The organism is Bacteroidales bacterium, assembly GCA_021648725.1.
Classification (GTDB): Bacteria; Bacteroidota; Bacteroidia; order Bacteroidales; family JAADGE01; genus JAADGE01.
This window is the reverse complement of the sequence record JAKISF010000003.1, coordinates 121,079-143,744: the sequence shown is the minus strand read 5'-3', so window position 1 is coordinate 143,744 and position 22,666 is coordinate 121,079. Positions and strand designations below refer to the sequence as shown.

General features: G+C 32.8%; 16 protein-coding genes. 3 read left to right on the top strand and 13 right to left on the bottom strand.

What is annotated here, in order from left to right:
- Window positions 1-3: 3 nt before the first annotated feature.
- The 8 genes from L3J35_02290 to topA all read right to left on the bottom strand — a co-directional run bounded on the left by L3J35_02290 (window position 4) and on the right by topA (window position 11,995).
- Window positions 4-1,848 carry an acyl-CoA mutase large subunit family protein gene (locus L3J35_02290; GenBank protein ID MCF6365008.1) on the bottom strand — a complete coding sequence of 615 codons (1,845 nt, stop codon included), beginning with the start codon at window positions 1,846-1,848 and terminating at the stop codon, window positions 4-6.
- 145 nt (window positions 1,849-1,993) lie between these two features.
- Window positions 1,994-2,836, bottom strand: coding sequence for a gliding motility protein GldN (gene gldN, locus L3J35_02285; GenBank protein MCF6365007.1), 843 nt, complete (start codon window positions 2,834-2,836; stop codon window positions 1,994-1,996).
- A 150-nt stretch (window positions 2,837-2,986) separates the two neighbouring features.
- Complete coding sequence (gene gldM, locus L3J35_02280; GenBank protein ID MCF6365006.1) at window positions 2,987-4,564, bottom strand: gliding motility protein GldM; 1,578 nt, start codon at window positions 4,562-4,564, stop codon at window positions 2,987-2,989.
- 60 nt (window positions 4,565-4,624) lie between these two features.
- Window positions 4,625-5,509 (bottom strand): gliding motility protein GldL, encoded by an 885-nt coding sequence (gldL, locus tag L3J35_02275; GenBank protein ID MCF6365005.1) that lies wholly within the window; start codon window positions 5,507-5,509, stop codon window positions 4,625-4,627.
- Window positions 5,510-5,713: 204 nt separating this feature from the next.
- Window positions 5,714-7,132 carry an SUMF1/EgtB/PvdO family nonheme iron enzyme gene (locus tag L3J35_02270; GenBank protein MCF6365004.1) on the bottom strand — a complete coding sequence of 473 codons (1,419 nt, stop codon included), beginning with the start codon at window positions 7,130-7,132 and terminating at the stop codon, window positions 5,714-5,716.
- Between the two features lie 38 nt (window positions 7,133-7,170).
- Window positions 7,171-8,118 (bottom strand): type IX secretion system membrane protein PorP/SprF, encoded by a 948-nt coding sequence (locus L3J35_02265; protein ID MCF6365003.1) that lies wholly within the window; start codon window positions 8,116-8,118, stop codon window positions 7,171-7,173.
- 144 nt (window positions 8,119-8,262) lie between these two features.
- Entirely contained in the window at window positions 8,263-9,417 is a 1,155-nt protein-coding gene (locus L3J35_02260) for an arginase family protein (protein MCF6365002.1), read from the bottom strand.
- A 37-nt stretch (window positions 9,418-9,454) separates the two neighbouring features.
- Window positions 9,455-11,995 carry a type I DNA topoisomerase gene (gene topA, locus L3J35_02255; protein MCF6365001.1) on the bottom strand — a complete coding sequence of 847 codons (2,541 nt, stop codon included), beginning with the start codon at window positions 11,993-11,995 and terminating at the stop codon, window positions 9,455-9,457.
- 271 nt (window positions 11,996-12,266) lie between these two features.
- On the opposite strand from topA, the gene L3J35_02250 reads away from it, so the two are divergent.
- From L3J35_02250 to L3J35_02240, 3 genes are read left to right on the top strand one after another with little or no spacing between them, the layout of a single operon-like run.
- On the top strand, window positions 12,267-14,750 hold the full coding sequence (locus L3J35_02250) for a transglycosylase domain-containing protein (GenBank protein MCF6365000.1): 2,484 nt from the start codon (window positions 12,267-12,269) through the stop codon (window positions 14,748-14,750).
- A gap of 11 nt (window positions 14,751-14,761) precedes the next feature.
- The gene (locus tag L3J35_02245; GenBank protein MCF6364999.1) at window positions 14,762-15,451 is read left to right on the top strand and encodes a CoA transferase subunit A; all 690 of its coding nucleotides are present in this window, start codon (window positions 14,762-14,764) and stop codon (window positions 15,449-15,451) included.
- 7 nt (window positions 15,452-15,458) lie between these two features.
- The gene (locus L3J35_02240) at window positions 15,459-16,118 is read left to right on the top strand and encodes a 3-oxoacid CoA-transferase subunit B (GenBank protein MCF6364998.1); all 660 of its coding nucleotides are present in this window, start codon (window positions 15,459-15,461) and stop codon (window positions 16,116-16,118) included.
- A 111-nt stretch (window positions 16,119-16,229) separates the two neighbouring features.
- Here the strand turns inward: L3J35_02240 and L3J35_02235 are convergent, their stop codons facing one another.
- The 5 genes from L3J35_02235 to L3J35_02215 form a co-directional block, all read right to left on the bottom strand.
- The gene (locus L3J35_02235; GenBank protein ID MCF6364997.1) at window positions 16,230-17,960 is read right to left on the bottom strand and encodes an IS1634 family transposase; all 1,731 of its coding nucleotides are present in this window, start codon (window positions 17,958-17,960) and stop codon (window positions 16,230-16,232) included.
- A gap of 136 nt (window positions 17,961-18,096) precedes the next feature.
- Window positions 18,097-18,873: an acyl-ACP--UDP-N-acetylglucosamine O-acyltransferase gene (gene lpxA / locus L3J35_02230; GenBank protein ID MCF6364996.1), complete on the bottom strand. Its 777-nt coding sequence runs from the start codon at window positions 18,871-18,873 to the stop codon at window positions 18,097-18,099.
- Window positions 18,874-18,911: 38 nt separating this feature from the next.
- Entirely contained in the window at window positions 18,912-20,306 is a 1,395-nt protein-coding gene (locus L3J35_02225) for a bifunctional UDP-3-O-[3-hydroxymyristoyl] N-acetylglucosamine deacetylase/3-hydroxyacyl-ACP dehydratase (protein ID MCF6364995.1), read from the bottom strand.
- 10 nt (window positions 20,307-20,316) lie between these two features.
- A complete protein-coding gene (gene lpxD, locus L3J35_02220; protein ID MCF6364994.1) occupies window positions 20,317-21,339 on the bottom strand; it encodes a UDP-3-O-(3-hydroxymyristoyl)glucosamine N-acyltransferase in 1,023 nt (340 codons plus the stop codon).
- A gap of 79 nt (window positions 21,340-21,418) precedes the next feature.
- Window positions 21,419-22,654 (bottom strand): HD domain-containing protein, encoded by a 1,236-nt coding sequence (locus L3J35_02215; protein MCF6364993.1) that lies wholly within the window; start codon window positions 22,652-22,654, stop codon window positions 21,419-21,421.
- Window positions 22,655-22,666: the final 12 nt, after the last annotated feature.

Genomic DNA, 22,666 nt, shown 5'->3' with positions numbered 1-22,666 from the left:
AATTTATTTAATGCCGAGTTCTTCCTGAAATTCTTTCAAAGTCTCCAAAATATTTGATTTTAGATGTATAAAGTGTTTAACTCCGAATGCGGAAAGTGCATCAATACTGTTTTTAGGATAACCGGCTACGGCAACAATTGATTTATTTTTTAAACGTTCAAATATTACAGGGACAATGTCGGGGTATTCATCATCAGAACTGCAAATAACTGTTATGTCGGCATTTGCTTTAATGCTTGCTTGAACGGCATCTTCAATTGTATTAAAACCGGACTTGTCAATAATCTTAAATCCGGCACAAGCAAAGAAGTTTCCGGCAAATGTTGCTCGAGCTTTTCTCATTACAGAGTTTCCGATTGTAAGCATAAATACTTTAGGTGTTTTTTTTGCCTTTTCGGTTTTTTGCCTTAAACTTTCAAATGCTTCGGCAGCTCTGTATAGTCTTAATGCGTTTTCAGGAATAGTTCTTTTTTCTTTTTTAGGAATAGTAATTTTCTCATTTCTGTCGGGGTATTGATTTGTGCCGAGAATTATTTCTTTGCGTTGAGCAATATTCATATCTCTTTGACGAGCAGTATTTTCTATTTTTTCTTTTATAATTCCTTTATTAAATGCTTTTTCGTAGCCGCCTTCCTGTTCAATTTCTAAGAATAACTTCCATGCATATTCTGCTATTGAGTTTGTAAGGTTTTCAATATAGTATGAACCGCCGGCAGGGTCAACCGGTTTGTCAAAATATGCTTCTTCATTTAAGATAATTTGAGTATTTCTTGCAATTCTTTCAGAGAAGTCATCGGGTTTTTCAAATGTTGCATTAAAAGGGGAAACTAATAATGAGTCTGTTCCGCCTAATAATGCTGACATGGATTCTGTTGTTGTTCTTAACATATTGACATAGGGTGCATAAGCTGTTTTATTCCAGTTACAAGTAACAGAATGAATATATGTTTTACAATTTTCTTTGTTTTTGACTTTGAAAGCATCAACTATTTTTGCCCAAAGAATTCTTGCGGCACGTATTTTGGCAATTTCCATGAAATAGTTTGATGCAATTCCGAATGTAAACATTATTTTCGATGCAATTAAATCTGTCTTAATTCCTGCATCATTTGCTTTAGCCATATATTCACTGCCTATTGCCAGCCCGAATGCTAATTCCTGAACGGCAGTTGAACCTGCATTTCTGAAATGTTGTGCATTAATATTAATAATTTTAAATTTCGGAAGATAATTCTCTGAGATTTTAATCAGGGATTTTAATTTGTCGGAAAAATTACAATTGTTTTTATTATAACAGTTTCCTGTAACGGTTTTATGTCCTATCGGGTCAAAACCAACAGATCCTGTTATAGTATCGGAATCTATATTGTTACTTAAAATGTAGTTTTTAAATAATTGAAAAACTTTTTCAGAATGTATTCCTGAAATGAAATTAATCTCAATATTTGAAACATCAATATCTTTCAATAAAACAGAAAGTTCTTTTTTTGAAATGTCTTCTTTGTGGTCTATGATAAAACCGACTGATGTTACCCCTTTTGAGACAATTTCAACAGCTTTTTTATTTGCATTTTTATACTTATCAATGAAAATGTTTTGACGAATTTTATGTTTGCTGTTTTCTGTGTTATTCCCTCGTGAATACGGATATTTACCCGGCAGCGAACTTAGGTATTCTAAATCTGAAAGATCTTCAGTTCTGTAGTATGGTTTAATGTCAATTCCCTCTATTGTTTTTGCAATTAATTTTTTTTTATAATCGGCACCTTTCAGATCAATGTTTATTTTTTCTTCCCATTCTTTGGTCGTTGCTGAATTAAATTTGTCAAATAATTTTTTATAAGCCATTGGTTGTTTTTTTGCAAAAGTACTTGTTTTATGTGAATAGAACCTATGATTTTTATCAACAAGGTTTATGTTTTTTAAAGATAATATACAAAAATAAAAAAAGCCTCGCTAATTCGAGGCTTTATAATTTATTATTAATTCTGTTTTAGAATTCCCATAGGTCATGTTCAAAACTGAATATTTGATCTTTTATTCTTTCAGATTCCAATAAAACATCTAAACCGGTTGTGTATTCTTGAATCAGTCGATTATTATGTACGTTTGATTCTTGAAAGATGTAACCGTCAAACATTCGTTTTAAAAAATAATCGTCAAATGTTAATTCTTGCGATTGATTATTGTCATTATAAATTGCTTGACTTGCAAAAATATTTCGAGCCTCAGGAAAGAATATCCAAAATAACTTTCTGAATCTGGTGTCTTCCTGATCTAAATCATCATCTCTGTAATAAACACGAATAGGGCATAACCCGATAATTCTGGGTTCCATTACAGATCTTTGCTTATCAAAAATCCAACGTTCTTTAATTAATAACTCCTTAACTTCACTGATGTCAGCAGGTTTTTTGGTTATCAACGGGATAGTTTCTCCTGTTTCGGGATCAATGTCGTATGTAGTATCAATCCCTGCACCGAACCTTTCATCAATCTCGTTTAAAGTGTATTGAGTAGTAAATTCATCAGAAGCAAAAGGTGTTAAACTTTTATTTTTAATACCCCACATCATTAATTGAATTAAACTTTTTCTGTCTTCCATTTCATAAGTAGGATAATATAGAGATAAGTTTCTTTTTTCTGTTAAGTTAACTCTTCTCCATATAACTTTTGACCACATTACGTCAGCCTCTCTTATAAATTGGAAAGGAAGCGGTTTTCTTTTTTGTGAAATGTGCTTAGTGTAAACACCGTCTACTCCTTGGGCTTGAACATCTGTTGTAAAAGCTAAGAAAATAAACAATCCGATAAGCGAATACAAGAATTTTTTCATCTGTTTATATTTTATTTTTTCAAAATTTGAACTAAACAGCTAAATTTATTTAACTGTTTAGTTCCTGTATTAAGCAATTATTAATGCTTTGTATATTAACGCAAAGATTATAAAAATATTTCTTTGTTTTTACAAATCTTTACACAGAACTTACTTAAGTTTAAAAACTAAGTCGTTAATTTTCCGTGTTTTTCCGTCAGGCCCTTTTGCTCTGACACCTTCAATAATTACACGAGAATTTTTTCGTGCTTTTCTGATTATTGATTTTTGCTGAGTAGTAAATTTCCTACCGTTTGCCTTAGCACTTTCATCAAAACCTCCGATATTACAAGTTACAACAAACCCGGTAATATTAAACCTTAAATCAAATTCAAAATTCTCCATTGTTGCATTTATTCCGCTTAAAGCCAGTAAAGTTGATTGCGGAATATTTCCTCCTTTAAAATACCTAGCAGAAGGTGCTCCTATTGTTGTAACCGGATTTGGTAAAGATTTTACTCTGAACTCTTTAGAACCCAATGTTCTTCCGTTTGCACTTACGACAACTTTTGTTCTTCCGGGTTTTTTAACACGAACAATATATTCTGAACCGCCTTTTCTTCGAATTGAACCGCTTGTTAATGACGGAGAGATTTTATCTGCAGGAGTTCCCGCAGCTGTTATCTCAACAGGATTATCTACACCTATGTAAAAAACATTCATTTTTGTCGGCGATACACTAACACTCGGTACGGCAACTTGGTATTCGCTTTCAAAATTAAAAGTATCTACTTCTGTTTCTGAACCGGGTTTCGGAATTGTAATTGTTCCTTTTAATGAATGTACACCGGGACCTTTTGTTATAGAAAAGATTCCTTTTCCGTCTTTATCAAATTCCGTAATTTTTGTACCGTCATCTAATTGAATAACCTGTTCCATAGTTGTGTCATATGCTGCTACAAAAATCTTAGCATTATATGGCTCTCCGCTCAACACATAACCTTTTTCTGAGGTTACAATTGCTTTTAAACCTGTAAACTTATATGTTGCGGCATCTACTCTTTCCAGCAAGCTGTTAATTGCGTCTGACTCTGTGTTTAATACATCAGTTTTTAGCTTTGTAAGCATTGTTATAACTGCAACCATAGGTAAGTCAAAATTTGCCCTTTCCCATTTTACAGCTTTCCCTTCTTGTCCGATTATATCATCTGTATTTAAATTCTTGTTCATACTTTCAAGAATAGTCTCAGATTTAGGAACTCCTTTTAATACCAGGGAAACCTTTTCTCTAAATTTCTGTAGTTCTTCCTTAAGTTCATTCGCTCTTATTTTACCTTGTGATTTGTCTTCCAACATCACATATAAAGGACCTTCCTTATCATCTTTTTTCGTAATTGATTTAGTCCCTTCGCTTTTATATACGCTATAAACATCTCCTCCGTTAACAATAATCTTACTTATTAAAGTATCAATATATGTAATGAGTGCCTTGGACTCAGATTCTACTTCGCTTGCTTTTTTTAACCAAGGACCTACTTTTGTAGGATTAACGGCGTTCATACTATTAAATTTAGTGTAAACGTCATAATTTTTCTTATTGATTCCCTCCTCAGTTTTAACTAAACTGTCGTTTACCAAGACAAATGCATTTAATACCTCCGCCGATACGTTCATTGCAAGCAAAGCCGTAAGGATAAGATACATGATGTTAATCATCTTCTGCCTTGGTGATAAATTACCATGACCCATAATCTGTATTTTTTAAATTATAAAATAAATTAAATTCAGAATAAATAAAACGGATTAAAATTAATCCATATTAATATTCATTGCACTTAGCATATTTCCGTATACAGTATTAAGAGCTTCAAGTTTTTGTCCTAATTTTGTAATTTCAGTATTGTATATTTTCGAGTGTTCAACAGAACCTTGAAGATCAGCCATCATTTGGTCAAGATCAGTTTCGTTCAATTGCAACTCAAATATAGCATTTAATGCAGAAAGATTTTTATTTAAACTGCTGATATGTGTATTGTATTCAGAGTTTCCTTCTTTAAGAGAAGAGAAGTCTAAATCCATTGAATTTGTAAGTCTTTGGTAAGCTTCGGCAAATTCAGTTCCTCCGTTAGATACTTTTTCAGAAGCACTGTTAAAAGAATCTGATAAACTGTCGGCAGAGTAAGAAACTGCTTCGGCAGATTTATTGTAAGATTCGATAAGAGTTCCTACAGCACCTGCTGCCCCCTTCATGTTTTCGGTATATTCGTTTGTTGCAAGAGATGCATCGGAAATGTCAGACATTTGAGATACTTTATCACTAAGGTTCTCAATTCCTGCGCCGAATTTTTCAAAAACATTTGTGTCTCCTGCTTTTTCAATCATTGCATTAAATCTTCCTAATGCTTCAGTTGATGCAGGTAATGTTGTTTCTTTTTCTGAAGGAATGTCAATAGCATCAGTTAGCCCTGCGAGTTGCGGATAAACTAATGTCCAATCCAACTCTTCGTGTAAAGGTTCAAATGCAGAGAAAAAGAAAATTCCTGCTTCAACAAGAAGTCCTATTGTTAACATTAAGTTTGCTCCGGGCCAGTGGGTTAGCTTAAATAACGCTCCAACCAAAACAACAGAAGCACCCCATCCGTATAAGTACTTCATAAAAACTTTCCACCTGTGACTTTCCGTGAAATTAGCCATAATATAAATATTTAGAATTAATAATAAATTTATTGATTTTTTTAAATAATTGTTAAAGGTAAAAAATAATAAATATAAAACAAAATTTATTATGTAAGCTTATGTAAAAAAACATTAAATAAGAATACTTTGTATAAAACTAAGGTATTTTCAGAATTCTAAAAATACCTTAGTTATTATTAAATTACTCAGCAAAATTAAATGTTAAAAGTTATTTGCGTCCCATGCATAATCGTCATTTCCCATATATGATCTAACACATCTGAAACCGACATAAGATTTTGCACTGTCTTGATATTCAAAAGATCTTGCACCGACTTGCATATAATAAGCAATATCTTTCCACGAGCCCCCCCTTATTACTTTTCTTTTTAATGCAGGAGGATCTTCTGCTTTTGCATTGTATTGGTAGTCCGGGTTTAAGTCATGTGTATAGCTGTATGCTGATTCATCAAATGCATTACTTGTCCATTCTGCAACATTACCAGCCATATCATAAAGGTGATATTCGTTCGGTGCAAATTTTTTAACTTCTAAAGTTCTGTTAGCCCCGTCATCTCCGTATCTGCCTCTTAACGGCTTAAAGTTTGCAATAAAACACCCGTGTACATTACGTGTGTATATACCTCCCCAAGGGTACATGGATAAGTCCAGTCCTCCTCTTGCAGCATATTCCCATTCAGCTTCTGTAGGAAGTCTGTAATCTTGGTAAACCGGTTCTCTTTGTGATTTTTGATAATTTCTCATTAAATCTGTTCTCCAAACAGTAAATGCAATAGCTTGTTTCCACGAAACTCCGACAACGGGATAGCTGTTGTATGCATTATGCCAAAAATATCTTCTGGCGAAAGGCTCATTATATGAATAAGTATAATCTCTCATCCACACTAAGGTATCAGGATATACGTCAACTTTTGAGTTCATGATAAATGCCGAACGGTCTTTAGTCGGAACTGTTTCACCTTTTGCATTCACAACGGTACCTTTATATTCTCCCCCTGTAAAATCTTGATCGTAATAGTATCTGTTGCTATTTTTTGCGGCTTGTTTTAAATCTACCCACTCATAAGAAAAGATTAATTTTCTTGTATCAATTTCTTTTTGTTTGTAGAAACGTTCATGTATAGGAAGGAACATATCCGCTAAGGCAGTTTGGAAATCTTCGTCAGGTCTGTTATAGTCAACTTCTATTTCCCAGTTAAGAAGGCAGTTTTCTGCATCATCGTGATCATAACCGTCAGCTTCCATTATAGTTAATTGATCCGGATCGATTTCTTTTTTGAACTCTTCAAAATCATTTTCTACTAACAATCTTTTTGCAATAGAGTCTCTTACCCAATATACAAACTGTTTGTATTCACTATTAGTAATTTCAGTTTCGTCCATCCAAAAAGGATCAATTGAAACAGTTTTTGATTGTGAAGTGTGGGCATAAGTAATGTCTTGGTCATTTAGCCCCATATTGTAACTTCCTTGCGGAATATAAACCATACCGTAAGGGTTCGGTTCAAACCAATCTCCTGCATCTCCTACGCCTATAAGTTCGCCTTGGCTTCCGCCTCCTCCGCAACTTGCGATTAATAATGAAACAAAAACAAAAGATAAAATAATTAACTTTTTCATGATACCTGTGTGTTATTTAATTAAAATATTGTTTTATACTATAAATAAAGAATGCTTTTATATTTATAATTATTATCTCCTTTCCAAAAATCAAAACAGTAGCCGACAAATATTTCATGCGTACCTTTGCTTACGGTTATCATTCTTGTTAAAGATAATTCATAAGCATACCCTACTTTTAATCCGCTTATTAATTCGAAACTCAGCATCGGAATAATTGATTCCAAATTTCTATATGAAACGCCTAAGCGAATTTTTTTATTGTATAAAGCGGAAATATTCCCGCTATATTGCATTTTTGTTCCGTCAAATTTTACAAAAACAGACGGTTGCAATTCAACAGGGCTGTTTAAAAGCCTGAAATTATAACCTGCTGTTGCAAAATAATGTCTTCTCAAGAATGATGCCGCAACTATATTATAATATTTAACTTTAGGTTTATGTAAATGCGATATTGATATACTTGCATAAAACCTGTTGCCTGCTTTATAAAACGCCCCGACTCCTAAATCAAATAAGAAAGCAGCTTTTGTTTTCCCGTCTTGAATGAATATAAACGGGTCATTTTGCCCGTCGGGATCGGGGAATTTCCATTCTCCTTGCAAATCTTTATTGATTATACCTGTTTCAACACCAATTCCAAGAACTCCGCCTCTTACTCGCTTATGATATGAGTATGCTAACTTTGCCTGAAAGTTTTTTTCAAACTCAAATCTATCATCAGTAATTGATAATCCTATACCCGAAGGTTTGCCGAATAACTTAATTTTTGAGTGAATACTCGCTAATGTTGTTGTCGGGGCTCCTTCAAATCCGACCCATTGTTGCCTGCTTATAGCTGTGGCACAAATTCCGTCAGACATTCCTGCATACGCAGGGTTGGTAAATAACAAATTGTCCATGTTGTGGGCAAATTGCGGATCCTGCTGCGAAAATATCTCTATCGATAAAATCGACAATAATATTAATAGATATATTTTCTTCATGTGAATACAAAATAAACAATTATTTTTGAAATAAACTCATTTTTTCAATTAAAATTATGTTTGATGTATATAAAAAAGCTTTAAAGTGAAAAACAAAAAAGGTTCTATCCTTTGAAATATCCGAGGTTCGACAATGTTACCCATTTAATTTAATTTTTGAAAAAAAAACCACCATCTTTCCGGAATTTCATTTCCGGAGGCTTTAATATAATCGTCAAATGTACATGAAATAAGTTTCTTCTTTTTCTTTTTATATGAAACATCAATCCACCACCTTCCGGTTTTTGAACTTTTGTAAAATATTATTTTCTCATCAATGCCGTCAACATTTACGATATATTTTCTCATTTTTCTTATCACTGATTCGGGGAACTCATTTTTTCTGCTGTAAAAAGCTTGGATAAAATGCCAAATTATTTGTGCTGATAATTCAGACGTTTGATTGTTATTGTCTAAATTAGGGTTGACGTTAAAAATGCCGAATGTTGATATTTTGTCACTAATTCCGGCATATTTTGCCAGCTGACAAGCCTCTTCTCCGTAAAATCCGTGTATTGAGGGTTTTATTGTTCCGGGGGCATCGGTTTTTTTGACAGAATTAATGTCTATTGCAAAAAAGTCGGCATCTCTTATAAAAGGTTCATTTTGATATAATTTTGAACGGGAAATGCCAAGCCTTACGGCTTCAAAGCTTTGTTGTATGAAGTTAATGTTTTCAACAGGGTTGTAGTAAGTTTGATATCCTAAGTTAGTATAATTAAACAGTTTCTTATTATTGTTAATTATTTCAGAAAGGTAAGTTTCGTCCGAAAAAATATCTTTGTTTTCATTTAGATTAAATTTTGGCTCGCATACACATAAGTTAAATTGTTTTTTTCCTTTTTCATAAGATTTACAAACAGGGATAATTAAATCTTTACTTCCGCCTATTGTTATAACCGTGAGTTCGTTTTTAAGAAGTTCATACACAATTTCTGTAAGAGCAATATATGTGTCTTTAATTGTTTTTCCTTTTTTTATATTGCCAAAATCTACAATTTTAATTTTTGTCGGAGAATAAAGACGGTAAAGTTCACTTCTTATTTTGTCGGGGGCTTTTGCCGTTCCTTTATTTTTTGAATTTCTTTCTTCCGGAATACCTACTATGGCAATATCAAATGTTTTTTCTGAATTAAAAGGCTCTGATTTTTTTTGGAAAAATGTATTTGCAAACATTAGGTCTTTTTGGTTGCTCATATCTGACATATCAAAATCAGAAGTGTTGACCGGCTCTAAGAAATCTAAGATGTCATTTATCATTACAGTTTAATTTTATTATCATCAAAAGACAATAGTTCTACTTTTTCTTTGTTGATGCCTTTTTTACTGTAGTTTTTTTCTTTTTAGTTGTGTTTTTTTCCGGCATTTCTGTTTCAATAATTTTTAAGCAATCTTCTAAGCTTAATTTTTCAGCATTTATTTTGGCGGATAATCGGATATACTTCTTTTTGTAAAAGATACAAGGTTTCCCCCATCTGTCTTTAATGATTTTAATGTCTTTATTTTCTTCAAATTCTTTTATTAATCTTTTTTTATCGGCTTCCCTTTTTTCATTAATTAATTCTATTGCTCTTTCAAGCGAAACCGTAAGAGGATTGTCTGTTTTTTTTAAAGAAACAAATTTTGAATCATGTCTTATATAGGGTCCGAATCTTCCGACTGCAGCAACAACTTTTTTGCCTTCAAATTCACCTACATCTCTCGGAAGTTTGAAAAGTTCAAGAGCTTCTTCAAGTGTTATCGTATCCAAATTCATTCCTTTCAGTAATCCGGCATATTGAGGTTTGTCATCTTTTTCGGAAGGTTCTCCGAGTTGAACAACAGCACCGTAACGGGCGTATCTTGCATAAACTTTTTTGCCGGTAGCAGGGTCTTCTCCTAATAATCTTCCGCTGCCTGAGTTTTCAAGTAAATCAAGGGCTTCTTCTAAACTTATTGTTTCAATATGTTGTTCTTTACTCATACTTGCAAAACGAGGTTTTTCCTCACCTTCTTGCGTTCCGAGTTGGATAACGGGTCCGTATCGACCAATTCTTGCGGAAATTTGTTTTCCGGTTTTCGGGTCAGTTCCGAGGATTCTTTCTCCGGTATTTCTGTCAGCCTCTTTTATTGTTTTTTCAACTTTTTTGTGAAAATCTTTGTAGAATTTGTCTATCATTTTATACCAAACAATATCTCCGTCTGCAATATCGTCAAATTCTTTTTCAACATTAGCGGTAAAATTGAAATCAATTATATTTTCAAAATTATCTTTTAAGAAATCGGTAACAACCATTGCGATATCAGTCGGGAATAATTTATTTTTTTCTGTACCGTAGTGTTTTGTTTCTGTTTTTTTTGAAATGTTGTCTTTTAATCTTATATGCGTAAATTCTTTTTCTGTTCCTAACCTGCTTTCTTTAATAACATAACCTCGGTTTTGTATAGTGGAAATTGTAGGAGCATATGTAGAAGGCCTGCCTATTCCTTTGTCCTCAAGTTGTTTTACAAGTGCGGCTTCGGAATACCTGGGAGGATATTTGCTGAAATTTTGCTGAGCATCTATTTTTTCAACATTTAAAGTTTGTCCCTTTTTTACAGGAGGTAATAATTCCGATTTCTTTTCTGAATTTAAATCATCGGTATAAACTTTAATAAACCCGGGAAAAATTAATATTTCTCCAAAAGTTAGAAATTTATATTTTTTATGGTTAAAGTCGATTTCGATATTTGTTTTTTCAAACTCAGCATCACTCATTTGTGATGCAAGAGTTCTTTTTCTTATTAAATCGTAGAGTCTGACTTCATCGAAAGCTCCCTTAATTGTTTTATTATTAATATAAGTAGGTCTTATTGCTTCGTGAGCTTCTTGTGCATTTTTAGATTTTGTTTTAAATGCTCTTCTTTTGTAATATTTTTCTCCGAAATCTTTTAAAATTGTTTTTTTTGTGGTATCCAAAGCTAATTTTGAAAGATTAACAGAATCTGTTCTCATATATGTAATGTGTCCGTTTTCATATAATTTTTGAGCAACCCTCATTGTTTTTCCTACAGGGAAACCCAATTTTCTGCTTGCCTCTTGCTGAAGTGAAGATGTTGTAAACGGTGCGGACGGAGAACGCTTCCCGGGTTTTTTTTCAATCTTGCTGATTAAGAATATTGAATTTTTAATATTTTCAAAGAATTCCAGAACTTCTTTTTCTGTTTTTATTTTTTCAGAAAGTTCAGATTTCATTTTAGATTTATTGTTATTTTCATCTGTAACAATAAATTCTGCAATAACTTTAAAAAAGCTTTCAGGTTTAAAATTGATAATTTCTCTTTCTCTTTCAACAAGCAGCCTGACAGCAACAGATTGAACCCTTCCTGCAGATAATTTTGATTGTACCTTTTTCCAAAGCACAGATGATAATTCAAAACCTACAAGTCTGTCTAATATTCTTCTTGCTTGTTGAGCATTAACTAAATCATAGTTAATTTCTCCGGGGTTTTTAACAGCATTTTTTATAGCAGTATCGGTAATTTCATTAAATACAATTCTTTTTGTATTTTTATTTTTAAGGTTCAGGGTTTCGTATAAATGCCACGCAATTGCTTCTCCCTCACGATCTTCATCAGATGCCAAAAGAACTAATTCTGCTTTTTTAACTTCTTTTTTTAATTCCGCAACAACTTTCTTTTTGTCAGGCATTACGACATATTCAGGCTTATAATTATTCTCAATATCAATTCCGTAGTTTTTCTTAACTAAATCTCTGATATGCCCGTAGCTGGACTTTACAATATAGTCTTTCCCTAAAAATTTTTCAATGGTTTTTGCCTTAGCAGGTGACTCAACAATAACTAGATTTTTGCTCATATCTTAACTCTTCAAAAAGTGAATTCAGTTTAATTTAGAATTTGCAAATTAATATAAATAAAAAACGACGGTCAAATTTTTTATGATAAAATAAACAATTGAATTTTTTTGTTATATGTGAAATGTGAGAAATGTCGGAGTTTACTTTAAATAATTCGGATTAAAATTTCAATTCATATTTTTTTATTAATTTTGCAATTTAAAATAAAAAAACTGATTTAATAATTTTTGTCTGTTAAGCCTTTGCTTAATCTATTTTGAAGCAAAATACATGGAAAATATAAACAAATATAAAAAATATAAAAGAATATTTTGGATTCTTATAATAAGTCCGGTTTTACTAATTACTATTGTTTTTGTTTTAGTAAATATGGAAGTGTTCGGTAAACTCCCCGGATTTGAAGAGTTAGAAAATCCGAAAACAAATTTGGCTACTGAAATATATTCATCAGATCAAGTGTTATTAGGAAAGTTCTTTAAAGAAAACAGAACTATTGTTGATTTTAAAGAGGTTTCCCCGAATGTGTTAAATGCACTTATTGCAACAGAAGATGTGCGTTTTTACAGTCATTCCGGTGTTGATGCAAGAGCTTTGGGGCGTGTTTTAAAAGGTGTGTTGACCTTAAATCTTGCAGGCGGAGGCAGTACCATAACTCAACAATTGGCAAAGAATTTATATAATATGCGAAGAGATTCTTCGGAATATAATACAGGTCTTCCCGGAAAGGCTGACCAGGTTGTTACAAAATTTAAAGAATGGGTAACAGCTGTCAGACTTGAACGTAATTACACAAAGCAAGAGATAATGGTAATGTATCTTAACACTGTTGATTTCGGAAGTAATGCATTCGGAATTAAATCTGCCGCAAGAACTTTTTTTAATACAACACCGGATTCATTAAAGCTTGAAGAAGCCGCAGTTTTAATCGGTCTTTTGAAGGCTCCGACCAGATACAGCCCCAGAATTAATCCGAAGCGGTCATTAGGCAGAAGAAATACTGTTCTTGCTCAAATAGAAAAATATCAAGATAAGTTGAAAGATCTTCACGGTTATATTCCTAAATCAAAAGAATATTATGATTCTTTACGAGCATTGCCTATAAAGTTGGACTATAGTGTTCAATCACATACAAAGGGAATTGCAAGGCATTTCAGAGAGTATATAAGAATGCTGATGTATAAGAAAGAACCTGTTGCTCCCGAAAAGCCTAAGAAACCGAAAAAGATGAAATGGAATGATTCCGAATATAAAAAATATAAAAAGGATATGCTCGTATATGAACCAAGGTATATCAAATACCTTGAAGATTCGACAGAATGGGCAGACAATCAGTTATACGGTTGGTGCAATAAAAACACAAAGCCTGACGGAAAAAATTACAACATATATAAAGACGGATTAAAGATTTATACAACAATTAATTATGATATGCAAAGATATGCGGAAGAAGCTGTTAAAGAGCATATCGGGGGATATTTGCAACCTTTATTTTATAAAAGGCATAAAGGGAGAAAAAAAGCACCTTTTTCATGGAAAATAACGGATAAAAAAATTAAAGAAATATATGAAATTTCTAAAAAAAGAACAGACAGGTATAAACATTTAAAATATGATTTAAAAAAAGACTCTGCAACAATAGACTCTATTTTTAATATACCTGTTGAAATGAAAGTATTTTCTTGGAAAGGAGTAGTTGATACGATTATGTCTCCTATGGATTCAATAAAATACTATAAATTCTTTTTGCATGCAGGACTAATGTCTCTTGAACCCCAAACGGGTTATGTAAGAGCCTATGTGGGAGATGTTAATTATGATTATTTTAGGTTTGATAATGTTTCATTATCTCGAAGACAGGTAGGTTCTACGTTTAAACCTTTTGTTTATTCTATTGCAATGGAAGATAAATTATCTCCTTGTCATTTAGTGCCGAATGTTCCTATAACAATAGATTTGCCGGAAGGACAAGACCCTCCTACATGGACTCCGAAATTCTCTTCAAATGAGAAGTTAGACGGAAAAATGATCTCATTAAAAACAGGATTAGCGTTATCGTTAAATCAAATTTCGGCTTGGGTTATGAAAAAATACGGACCCAAAAGAATTTCGGAAATTGCACATAAAACAGGTATAAAGTCTTGGTTGCCGGAAGTTCCGTCTTTGTGTGTCGGCTCTGCAGATTTAAGATTAGCTGAAATGGTAGGTGCTTACGATACTTACCCAAATGGAGGAATTCATGTTGAACCTATTTTTGTTACGCGTATTGAGGATAAAAACGGAAATGTAATTGCCAGGTTTAAAGCAAAAAGCAGGGAAGCATTAAACCCTAATACAGCATACAGAATGATTGATTTAATGAGAGGAGTTGTTGATATAGGAACAAGTGTAAGATTAAGATATCGATACGGCTTTACAAATGAGATTGCCGGAAAAACAGGGACTACAAATGATAATTCTGACGGCTGGTTTATCGGAATTGTTCCGAATTTAGTTACCGGAGTATGGGTAGGAGGAGAAGAAAGAAGTATCAGGTTTTTGAGTTCGGCAGACGGGCAGGGAGCAAATATGGCTTTGCCTATATGGGCTTTATATATGCAACAAGTATATAATAATGAAAAACTTGGTATTTCTAAAGAACCTTTTAAAGAACCTGCGTTATATGACGGTGTTATTCTTGATTGCGGAGAATATATGCAAGAAAGGGAAGGCGAAAATGCTTTTTTTGAAGGACATAATGATTCAGAAACTTTTTAATGTATAAAAAAATGAATAAAGTTGTAAAAAATGCAGAAGAAGCAATAACCGGAATAAAAAACGGTATGACAATAATGCTCGGAGGATTTGGTCTTTGCGGAATACCTGAAAATGTTTTAAAAGAACTTGCACGAGTTAAGATAAAAAATCTGACGTGTATTTCTAATAATGCAGGCGTGGATGATTTCGGTTTAGGTGTTTTGTTAAGAGATAAACAGTTGAAAAAAATGATTGCATCTTATGTGGGAGAGAATAAAGAATTTGAGAGGCAATTTTTAAGCGGAGAACTGGAAGTTGACCTTGTTCCGCAAGGAACTTTAGCTGAAAGAATAAGAGCAGGGGGTGCCGGTATCCCTGCATTTTATGTTCCGGCAGGTTACGGAACTGAAGTAGCCGAAGGAAAGGAAGTTCGAGAATTTAACGGGAAAATGCATTTATTAGAGTTCGGATTGACTGCTGATTTTGCAATAGTAAAAGCAAAATACGGTGATTCTGCCGGAAATCTGATTTATAATAACACAGCAAATAATTTTAATAATATGATGGCAACCGCAGGAAGGATTACAATTGCCGAAGTTGAAGAATTAGTTCCTGTCGGCGAGTTAAATCCGAATGAAATACATACATCCGGAATTTTCGTTCAAAGAATTTTTCAAGGGACAGATTATGAAAAACGAATTGAATTTGAAACAACTTTATAAAAATATTATGGCATTAGATAAAAACGGAATAGCAAAACGAATAGCACAAGAATTAAAAGACGGTTATTATGTAAACCTCGGAATAGGAATTCCGACATTGGTTGCAAATTATATTCCGCAAGGAATTGACGTGATTTTGCAATCGGAAAACGGTTTGTTGGGTATCGGTGCTTTTCCTGAAAAAGGAAAAGCAGATGCTGATTTAATAAATGCCGGAAAACAAACTGTAACCGCAATGCAAGGTTCTTCATTTTTTGATTCAGCAACAAGTTTTGCAATGATAAGAGGCGGACACATAGATTTAACTGTTTTAGGAGCCTTTGAAGTATCTGAAACCGGAGATATTGCAAGCTGGAAAATACCCGGAAAATTAGTAAAAGGAATGGGAGGGGCAATGGATTTAGTTGCTTCGGCAAAAAATATTATTGTTGCAACCACACATACTGACAGAAACGGAAATTCAAAGTTGAAAAAAGCCTGTACATTGCCTTTAACAGGAGTTTCTTGTGTTAAAAAAATTGTAACGGATTTAGCTTTGCTTGAGGTTGTTGTCGGCGGCGGATTTAAATTGTTAGAAAGAGCTCCCGGCGTAAGTGTTGAAGATATTAAGAATGCAACAGAAGGCAGGTTAATAGTTGAAGGTGATATTCCGGAAATGAGTTTATAAAAAAAGGCAACGAAAAGTTGCCTTTTTTTATAAATATCCTGACTTCGCACATTTTTTAAACCAAACCGCTGGTTCTCATAGCAGTACCATTTTTATTAGGCACTACATTTGCTATATTATTTCGTAGGGTGTTGTGATGTGTTTTATGTCATAAAGCCGTAAAATTTTGTAAGCATCTTCCTGAATTTTTGAAGGCAGGGCATATAATTTGTTAGTTGATTTGTCTTTTAATATTGATGTTTGAACCTGTTTAAGTTGTCTTCTTATTTCTGACGGACTAATTTTCTTATATCTTGCAGCAACCTCATACTCAGCAAATCGCATGCAAGATAAAGCCATAAAACAAATGGCAATATGTGCCTTTATTCGCTTGTCTGTCCAATGATAAATAGGACGCATTTTTACATCATGTTTGCTTATTCTAAATGTTTCTTCGACTTGCCAAAGTCCCGCATAATGCGTGATTTGTTGCAAAGGACTTAAATTTTTAGTATTGCTTACAATACCTTTCAGTCCGTCCCATTTTTGGGCATCTTCCAATTTCTGCTCATCTATTTCTAAATTGGCATTACCTTCTACTTTCAGAAATTTTTTATATCCAAAATTACTCAGTAAACCCTTGGGATTTTTTGATTTTTTTAATTTCTGTTTTAATTTTTCAATAGCTGCCTCCCTGTCATATTTATCTTTTTCGGCACGTTTCGGACTGTATGTTACTGTCATCGTAAAATTCTCATTTATTGATATTTGCTTAAATTTAAGTCCTGTTTCATGTTGCTTATTATTTATTAATTTATAATCTGATTTATCAAGAATTTGTGTTGTAATTTTTCTGTTTTGGTTTTTTATCCTTGCACCCATAATAAACGAAACATCATTAGTATGAAGCTCTTGAATGTTTTTATGACTGATAAGACCCGAATCTGCAACAAATATGACTTCATTTATTTTATACTTTTCTTTTATCAAATTAACGGCATCTTCCAATGTGTTGCCCTCAAAGGTATTGCCCGAATACACCTGATAACCGACCGGTAAGCCTTGTTTTGTTACCAAAATTGAAAGAATAATTTGTGCTTGATTAAATTTGCCGTCTTTGCTGTAACCATTTTGCATCAGTCCGTCTTGCTGAAAACTTTCAAAATAAAGACCGGTGCAATCATAAAAAACAACATCTAACTCTTCGCCTTTTAATTGTTTTGTGTAAGAATATGTTTTGTGCTGAATCTTTTCAATTGCCTTATCATCAATAAAATCCATCATTCTGTAAATAGAAGTGAGCTGTGTTTTTACTCCATATTCTTCTGATAATAATCTTGCTGTTGAGCGTTTGCTTGCCGGTTCTGCAATGCGTCCTATGACAATATTTTTCAATAAACGAACGGATGATTTTTTATTTGAAGGCGTTTTCAGTACTTCCATAAACCCGACATTATCAAATATTTTCCCAAATACTTGATGAATTCCGGTTGTTATTCTTTTTTCTTCTACAATATTTCGTAAATTAACATCCAATCTTTCGGGCTGTTTTGCTTGAGAACTCTCAACTATTTTTTCTATCGTATCAAAAATGCTTTTCTCAAACAACTGTATCTGAGATGATTGCGATTGCAGCCTGTCTTTATAAACGAGTGCAAGCTGCGTTAATATTTTTGCCTCCCGCTCGTCCAATGCAGTGCCGAAATGCCTGATAATCTTCTGTTTAACCTTTTTGCCGTCCCTTATATTTTCAACTAATTGAATCGCAATTTTAGGCGAATTTTTACTTGTTTTTCTTCTTACAAACATGTTGCAAAGATAATCATTATTTTCAAACCACCAAATATAAATAAAATTAGGCACTACACCCCGATAAGTTAAAATAAAAAATATAATCGGCTAATTGTCAGGTGTTTATGTTTTTTACGTGGTGCTTAGTGTGCGAAGTCAGGAAAGGCAACGAAAAGTTGCCTTTTTTTATAAATATAATAATAGGTTCTTAGGAGTATCCCGTAATTAAACCTCGCTTAGATTTTTTTATAAAGCCTAATATCAAAGTTTTTTCTTCTGAATCTTTAATATCTGTTTCAAGCTTTTTAATAGCATCTTTATAGTTAAGACCGCTGTTGAATATAATTCTGTATATGTCTTGAATTGAGTTGATTACCTCGCCTGAGAATCCTCGTCTTCTCAAACCGATAGAATTTAAGCCGGCAAATGACGCAGGTTCTCGTGCTGCTTTAACATAAGGCGGAATATCTTTACCTAATAATAATCCGCCTTGGGTCATAACGTGTTCTCCTATTCTGGTAAATTGATGTACTAATGTTCCTCCTCCGAGAATTGCAAAATCATCAACTTCAACTTCTCCGGCTAATTGAACACCATTTGCCAAAATTATATTATCTCCTAAAACACAATCATGTGCAACATGAGAATATGCCATTATTAAGCATTTTTGACCGATAACGGTTTTCATTTTTGCAGCAGTTCCTTTATTTACGGTTACAAATTCTCTTATAATCGTTCCGTTACCTATTTCAACTAATGTTTTTTCGCCTGCATACTTTAAATCTTGCGGTATTGCCGAAATAACGGCACCGGGGAAAATTACTACATCACTACCTATTCGTGCACCGTCCATAATAACGGCATTTGCCTGAATATGAGTCCTTTCTCCTATTACAACATCTTCTTTTATTGTAACAAAAGCTTCAATGTTTGTACTTTCTGCAATTTTTGCATTCGGATGAATATTTGCTAAAGGACTTATCATTTGTTTTTTTTTAATTTCGCAAGTATATGATTTATTTTTTATTTAGTTTTTACTATTTGTGCCATTAATTCTCCTTCGGTTACTAAATTTTCTCCTACAAACGCTTGAGCTTTCATATTTGCAATTCCTCGTCGCATCGGGGAAATCAGTTCTAATTTAAAAATTAGGGTATCTCCGGGAACAACTTTCTTTTTAAACCTAACCTTGTCAATTTTCATGAAATATGTTAAATAGTTTTCAGGGTCATCTACTGAGTTTAAAACTAATATTCCTCCTGTTTGTGCCATTGCTTCTACAATTAAAACGCCCGGCATTACAGGTTCGTCGGGAAAATGACCTGAGAAAAAAGGTTCGTTCATTGTAACATTCTTAACACCTACAATATAATCTCCTGTCAGTTCAATTATTTTATCGACTAATAAAAACGGAGGTCTGTGCGGCAGAATATTTTTAATTCCATTAATGTCATAAACAGGTTTATTGTCAGGATTATATTTCGGAATTTTATTCTTTTTTTGATTTTTTTTAATTTGCTCTCTTATCTTTTTTACAAATTGAATGTTTGAAAAATGTCCGGGTTTTGAGGCAATTATTTTTCCTTTTATCGGCATTCCGGCAAGAGCCATATCGCCTAATAAATCTAAAAGTTTATGACGTGCGGGATCATTAGAAAAAACCATATCTTTTTCATTTAAAACCCCTCGTCCGTTATAAACCTGATGGTCTTTGTGAAATAAATCAGCAATTCTGTCAAATTCTTTTTGTGTAAATTCTTTATCTACAATTACTAATGCATTTGTTAAATCACCGCCTTTTATTTGATTATTTTTTAATAATATTTCAAGTTCTTTTAAAAAAACAAAAGTTTTACAAGGTGCTATTTCAGTTTTATAATCAGATAAAGAACTTAAGCAAGCATATTGGTTGCCGAGCACTGTAGAGTTATAGTCAATCATAACATTAAGGCTCAATTCTTCGGCAGGATAAGCATGAATTTTGCTGTCTTTTACTTCATCAATTAATGAAATAGATTCGTCAAGTTCAAAGTATTTTCGTTCGGCATTTTGCTCTTTTAAACCAACTTCCTTTAAAACATTTACATACATAATTGAGCTTCCGTCAAGAATAGGCATCTCGGGACCGTCAATTTCAATAAAAATATTATCAATTCCTATTCCGTAAACGGCAGACAGCACATGTTCAACGGTTGCAACCGAAGCACCGTTATATTGTAATACCGTACTTCTTGAAGTTTCAACAACATAATCAACCAAAGCTTTAATTTCGGGCTTATTTTCTAAATCTACTCTTCTGAAAATATATCCCGTGTTTTCGGGAGCAGGTTTAAATGTAATAGTAACATCTTTTCCGGTATGTAGTCCGGTACCTTTTAAGCTGATTTCTCTTATTATAGTTCTTTGTTTTTCTGACATTTTCTTCTTCTTACTTATTCAAATTTTTGGTGTTTTTATCTACTTGCTGTTTTAATTCGGGTAATTGTTTTATGATTGCTGCTGCTTTGTACCAGTTTCTGTAAGCTAAAACAGGTGTTCCCTGCATAATTGCTCCGTCTTTAATGTTTTTGTGAACACCGGATTGAGCTCCTATTTTAACATTATTTCCTATAACCAAGTGTCCGGCAAATCCGACTTGTCCGCCGATCATGCAATTTTTTCCGATTTTCGTTGATCCCGAAACTCCTGTTTGTGAGGCGATTACTGTGTTTTTCCCGATTTCTACATTGTGAGCAATTTGAACTAAATTATCCAGCTTCACTCCTTTTCTTATTATTGTAGATCCGATTGTAGCTCTGTCTATGGTAGTATTTGCACCTATCTCAACATTATCTTCAATAATAACATTCCCTATTTGAGGAACTTTTTTAAATTCTGTTTCTGTTTGAGGGGCAAACCCGAAACCGTCACTACCGATAACTGTACCTGAATGAAATGTACAATTGTTTCCTATTACGCTTTCGGAATATATATTTGTTCCTGCAAAGATTATAGTATTGCTTCCTATGATAACATTATCTCCTATATAAGAATTGGGATAAATTTTTGTGTTATTGCCGATAATTGAATTTTTGCCTATGTAAATGTTTGCTCCTAAATAGACATCTTTGCCGATTTCAGCACTTTTTTCGATTTCAGCACTTTTCGAAATTCCGGACTTATTGGTTTTGTAATTTTGATAAACTTCTAATAATGAAGCAAATGCTTCATAGGCGTTATCTACGAATATCATTGTTGTTTTAACTTCTTTTTCAGGATTAAAATCTTTATTTACAAGTACAATTGATGCTTTTGTTGTATAAATATAAGGTGTGTATTTTGGATTTGCTAAAAATGCCAGAGATCCTTTTTTTCCTTCTTCAATTTTTGAAATGTTGTTTACTTTAATGCCGGGTTGTCCTACAACCTTGCCTTTTAATAAATTGGCTATTTGTTCAGCTGAAAACTCCATTTCTATTTTTTTACAAATTTAATATTTTTTAACAAATTTTAAGATTTTACCTTCTTTTTTTGATAACATATTGAAATTCTCAGATTAAATCTTTCGGATAACACAAGTAATATTTTTCAACAGTTTTTGATAAGGCATTTATATTTGACAGGTCAGAGGCTTTTGCAATATCCGAAATTTCCCCTGAATTTAATAAGATGTTAATTTGTACATCATTTTCAGTGCTGTATGCTTTGTTTTTTATAATGTCTGTGAATACTAAGAAATCTGTATCTTCATCTTTTACATTGTATTTTGACTTAATTTTTTCTTTTATTCGTTTAATTTTATCAGAACCGAATTTTTTATAACTGATTTCAATTTCGAACAAATCTCTGTTTATAACTCCTTTGCTCAATATTGACAATGTTGTATCCGTATGATTTATCCATCCTTTTAAAGAAACAATTATGTCTGAATCGTCAAGCATAGCAAAATTATTTAGAGTTGCGGACATTTTACCCGAATCATTATTTATGTTTGAAAAGTCTGTTTTGAAAAAGTACTCTAAAGCAGGTGTAGTAAATACTCCTTTTTTATAATATTCTTGCTTTGCTTTTATTATTGCTCTTTTCAGCATTTCTTCCGCAGCAATTACTGTTTTATGAAGATACACTTGCCAGTACATTATTCTTCGAGCAACAATAAATTGCTCAACCGAATATATTCCTTTTTCTTCAACAGCAAGTTCATCATTAACCACTTTTAACATTTTAATAATTCTGTCAGAACCTATTACACCTTCTGTAACTCCGGAATAAAAACTGTCTCTTTTTAAATAGTCTAATCTGTCCATGTCAAGCTGGCTTGCTATTAAACTGTGAAGAAATTTCTTTTTATATTCATTCTTAAATACTTTTATACCGAGAGATAATTTATTTTTTAGTTGCTTGTTTATTTCTTCCATAAAAAGGAGAGTTAACTTTTCGTGGTTTACTCCTTTAATAAAAGAGCCTTCAAGTGTATGAGAAAAAGGGCCGTGACCGATATCGTGCATCAACCCTGCAATAAGAACAGCTTCTTTTTCTTCTTCCGAAATATTTTGTCCTTTTTTTTCAAGTTCTCTTAATGCAATGCTTATTAGGTGCATAACCCCTAATACATGTTCAAATCTGGTGTGGGTTGCCCCGGGATAAACATAATATGATAAACCCAACTGTTTAAGCCTCTTTAATCTTTGGAAATAAGGATGTTGGATAATGTCAAAAATTAATTCAGACGGAATATTGATAAAGCCGTAAACGGGGTCGTTTATTATTTTTAATTTATTTCTCATAATAATATTTGT

Coding starts and splice junctions, on each gene's coding strand:
- L3J35_02225 (MCF6364995.1), bottom strand. CDS start 20,306: ATGTCAGAAAAACAAAGAACTATAATAAGAGAAATCAGCTTAAAAGGT.
- lpxD (MCF6364994.1), bottom strand. CDS start 21,339: ATGGAGTTTTCAGCTGAACAAATAGCCAATTTATTAAAAGGCAAGGTT.
- topA (MCF6365001.1), bottom strand. CDS start 11,995: ATGAGCAAAAATCTAGTTATTGTTGAGTCACCTGCTAAGGCAAAAACC.
- L3J35_02245 (MCF6364999.1), top strand. CDS start 14,762: ATGAATAAAGTTGTAAAAAATGCAGAAGAAGCAATAACCGGAATAAAA.
- gldM (MCF6365006.1), bottom strand. CDS start 4,564: ATGGGTCATGGTAATTTATCACCAAGGCAGAAGATGATTAACATCATG.
- L3J35_02265 (MCF6365003.1), bottom strand. CDS start 8,118: ATGAAGAAAATATATCTATTAATATTATTGTCGATTTTATCGATAGAG.
- L3J35_02240 (MCF6364998.1), top strand. CDS start 15,459: ATGGCATTAGATAAAAACGGAATAGCAAAACGAATAGCACAAGAATTA.
- gldL (MCF6365005.1), bottom strand. CDS start 5,509: ATGGCTAATTTCACGGAAAGTCACAGGTGGAAAGTTTTTATGAAGTAC.
- L3J35_02250 (MCF6365000.1), top strand. CDS start 12,267: ATGGAAAATATAAACAAATATAAAAAATATAAAAGAATATTTTGGATT.
- gldN (MCF6365007.1), bottom strand. CDS start 2,836: ATGAAAAAATTCTTGTATTCGCTTATCGGATTGTTTATTTTCTTAGCT.
- L3J35_02290 (MCF6365008.1), bottom strand. CDS start 1,848: ATGGCTTATAAAAAATTATTTGACAAATTTAATTCAGCAACGACCAAA.
- L3J35_02260 (MCF6365002.1), bottom strand. CDS start 9,417: ATGATAAATGACATCTTAGATTTCTTAGAGCCGGTCAACACTTCTGAT.
- L3J35_02270 (MCF6365004.1), bottom strand. CDS start 7,132: ATGAAAAAGTTAATTATTTTATCTTTTGTTTTTGTTTCATTATTAATC.
- L3J35_02215 (MCF6364993.1), bottom strand. CDS start 22,654: ATGAGAAATAAATTAAAAATAATAAACGACCCCGTTTACGGCTTTATC.
- lpxA (MCF6364996.1), bottom strand. CDS start 18,873: ATGATAAGTCCTTTAGCAAATATTCATCCGAATGCAAAAATTGCAGAA.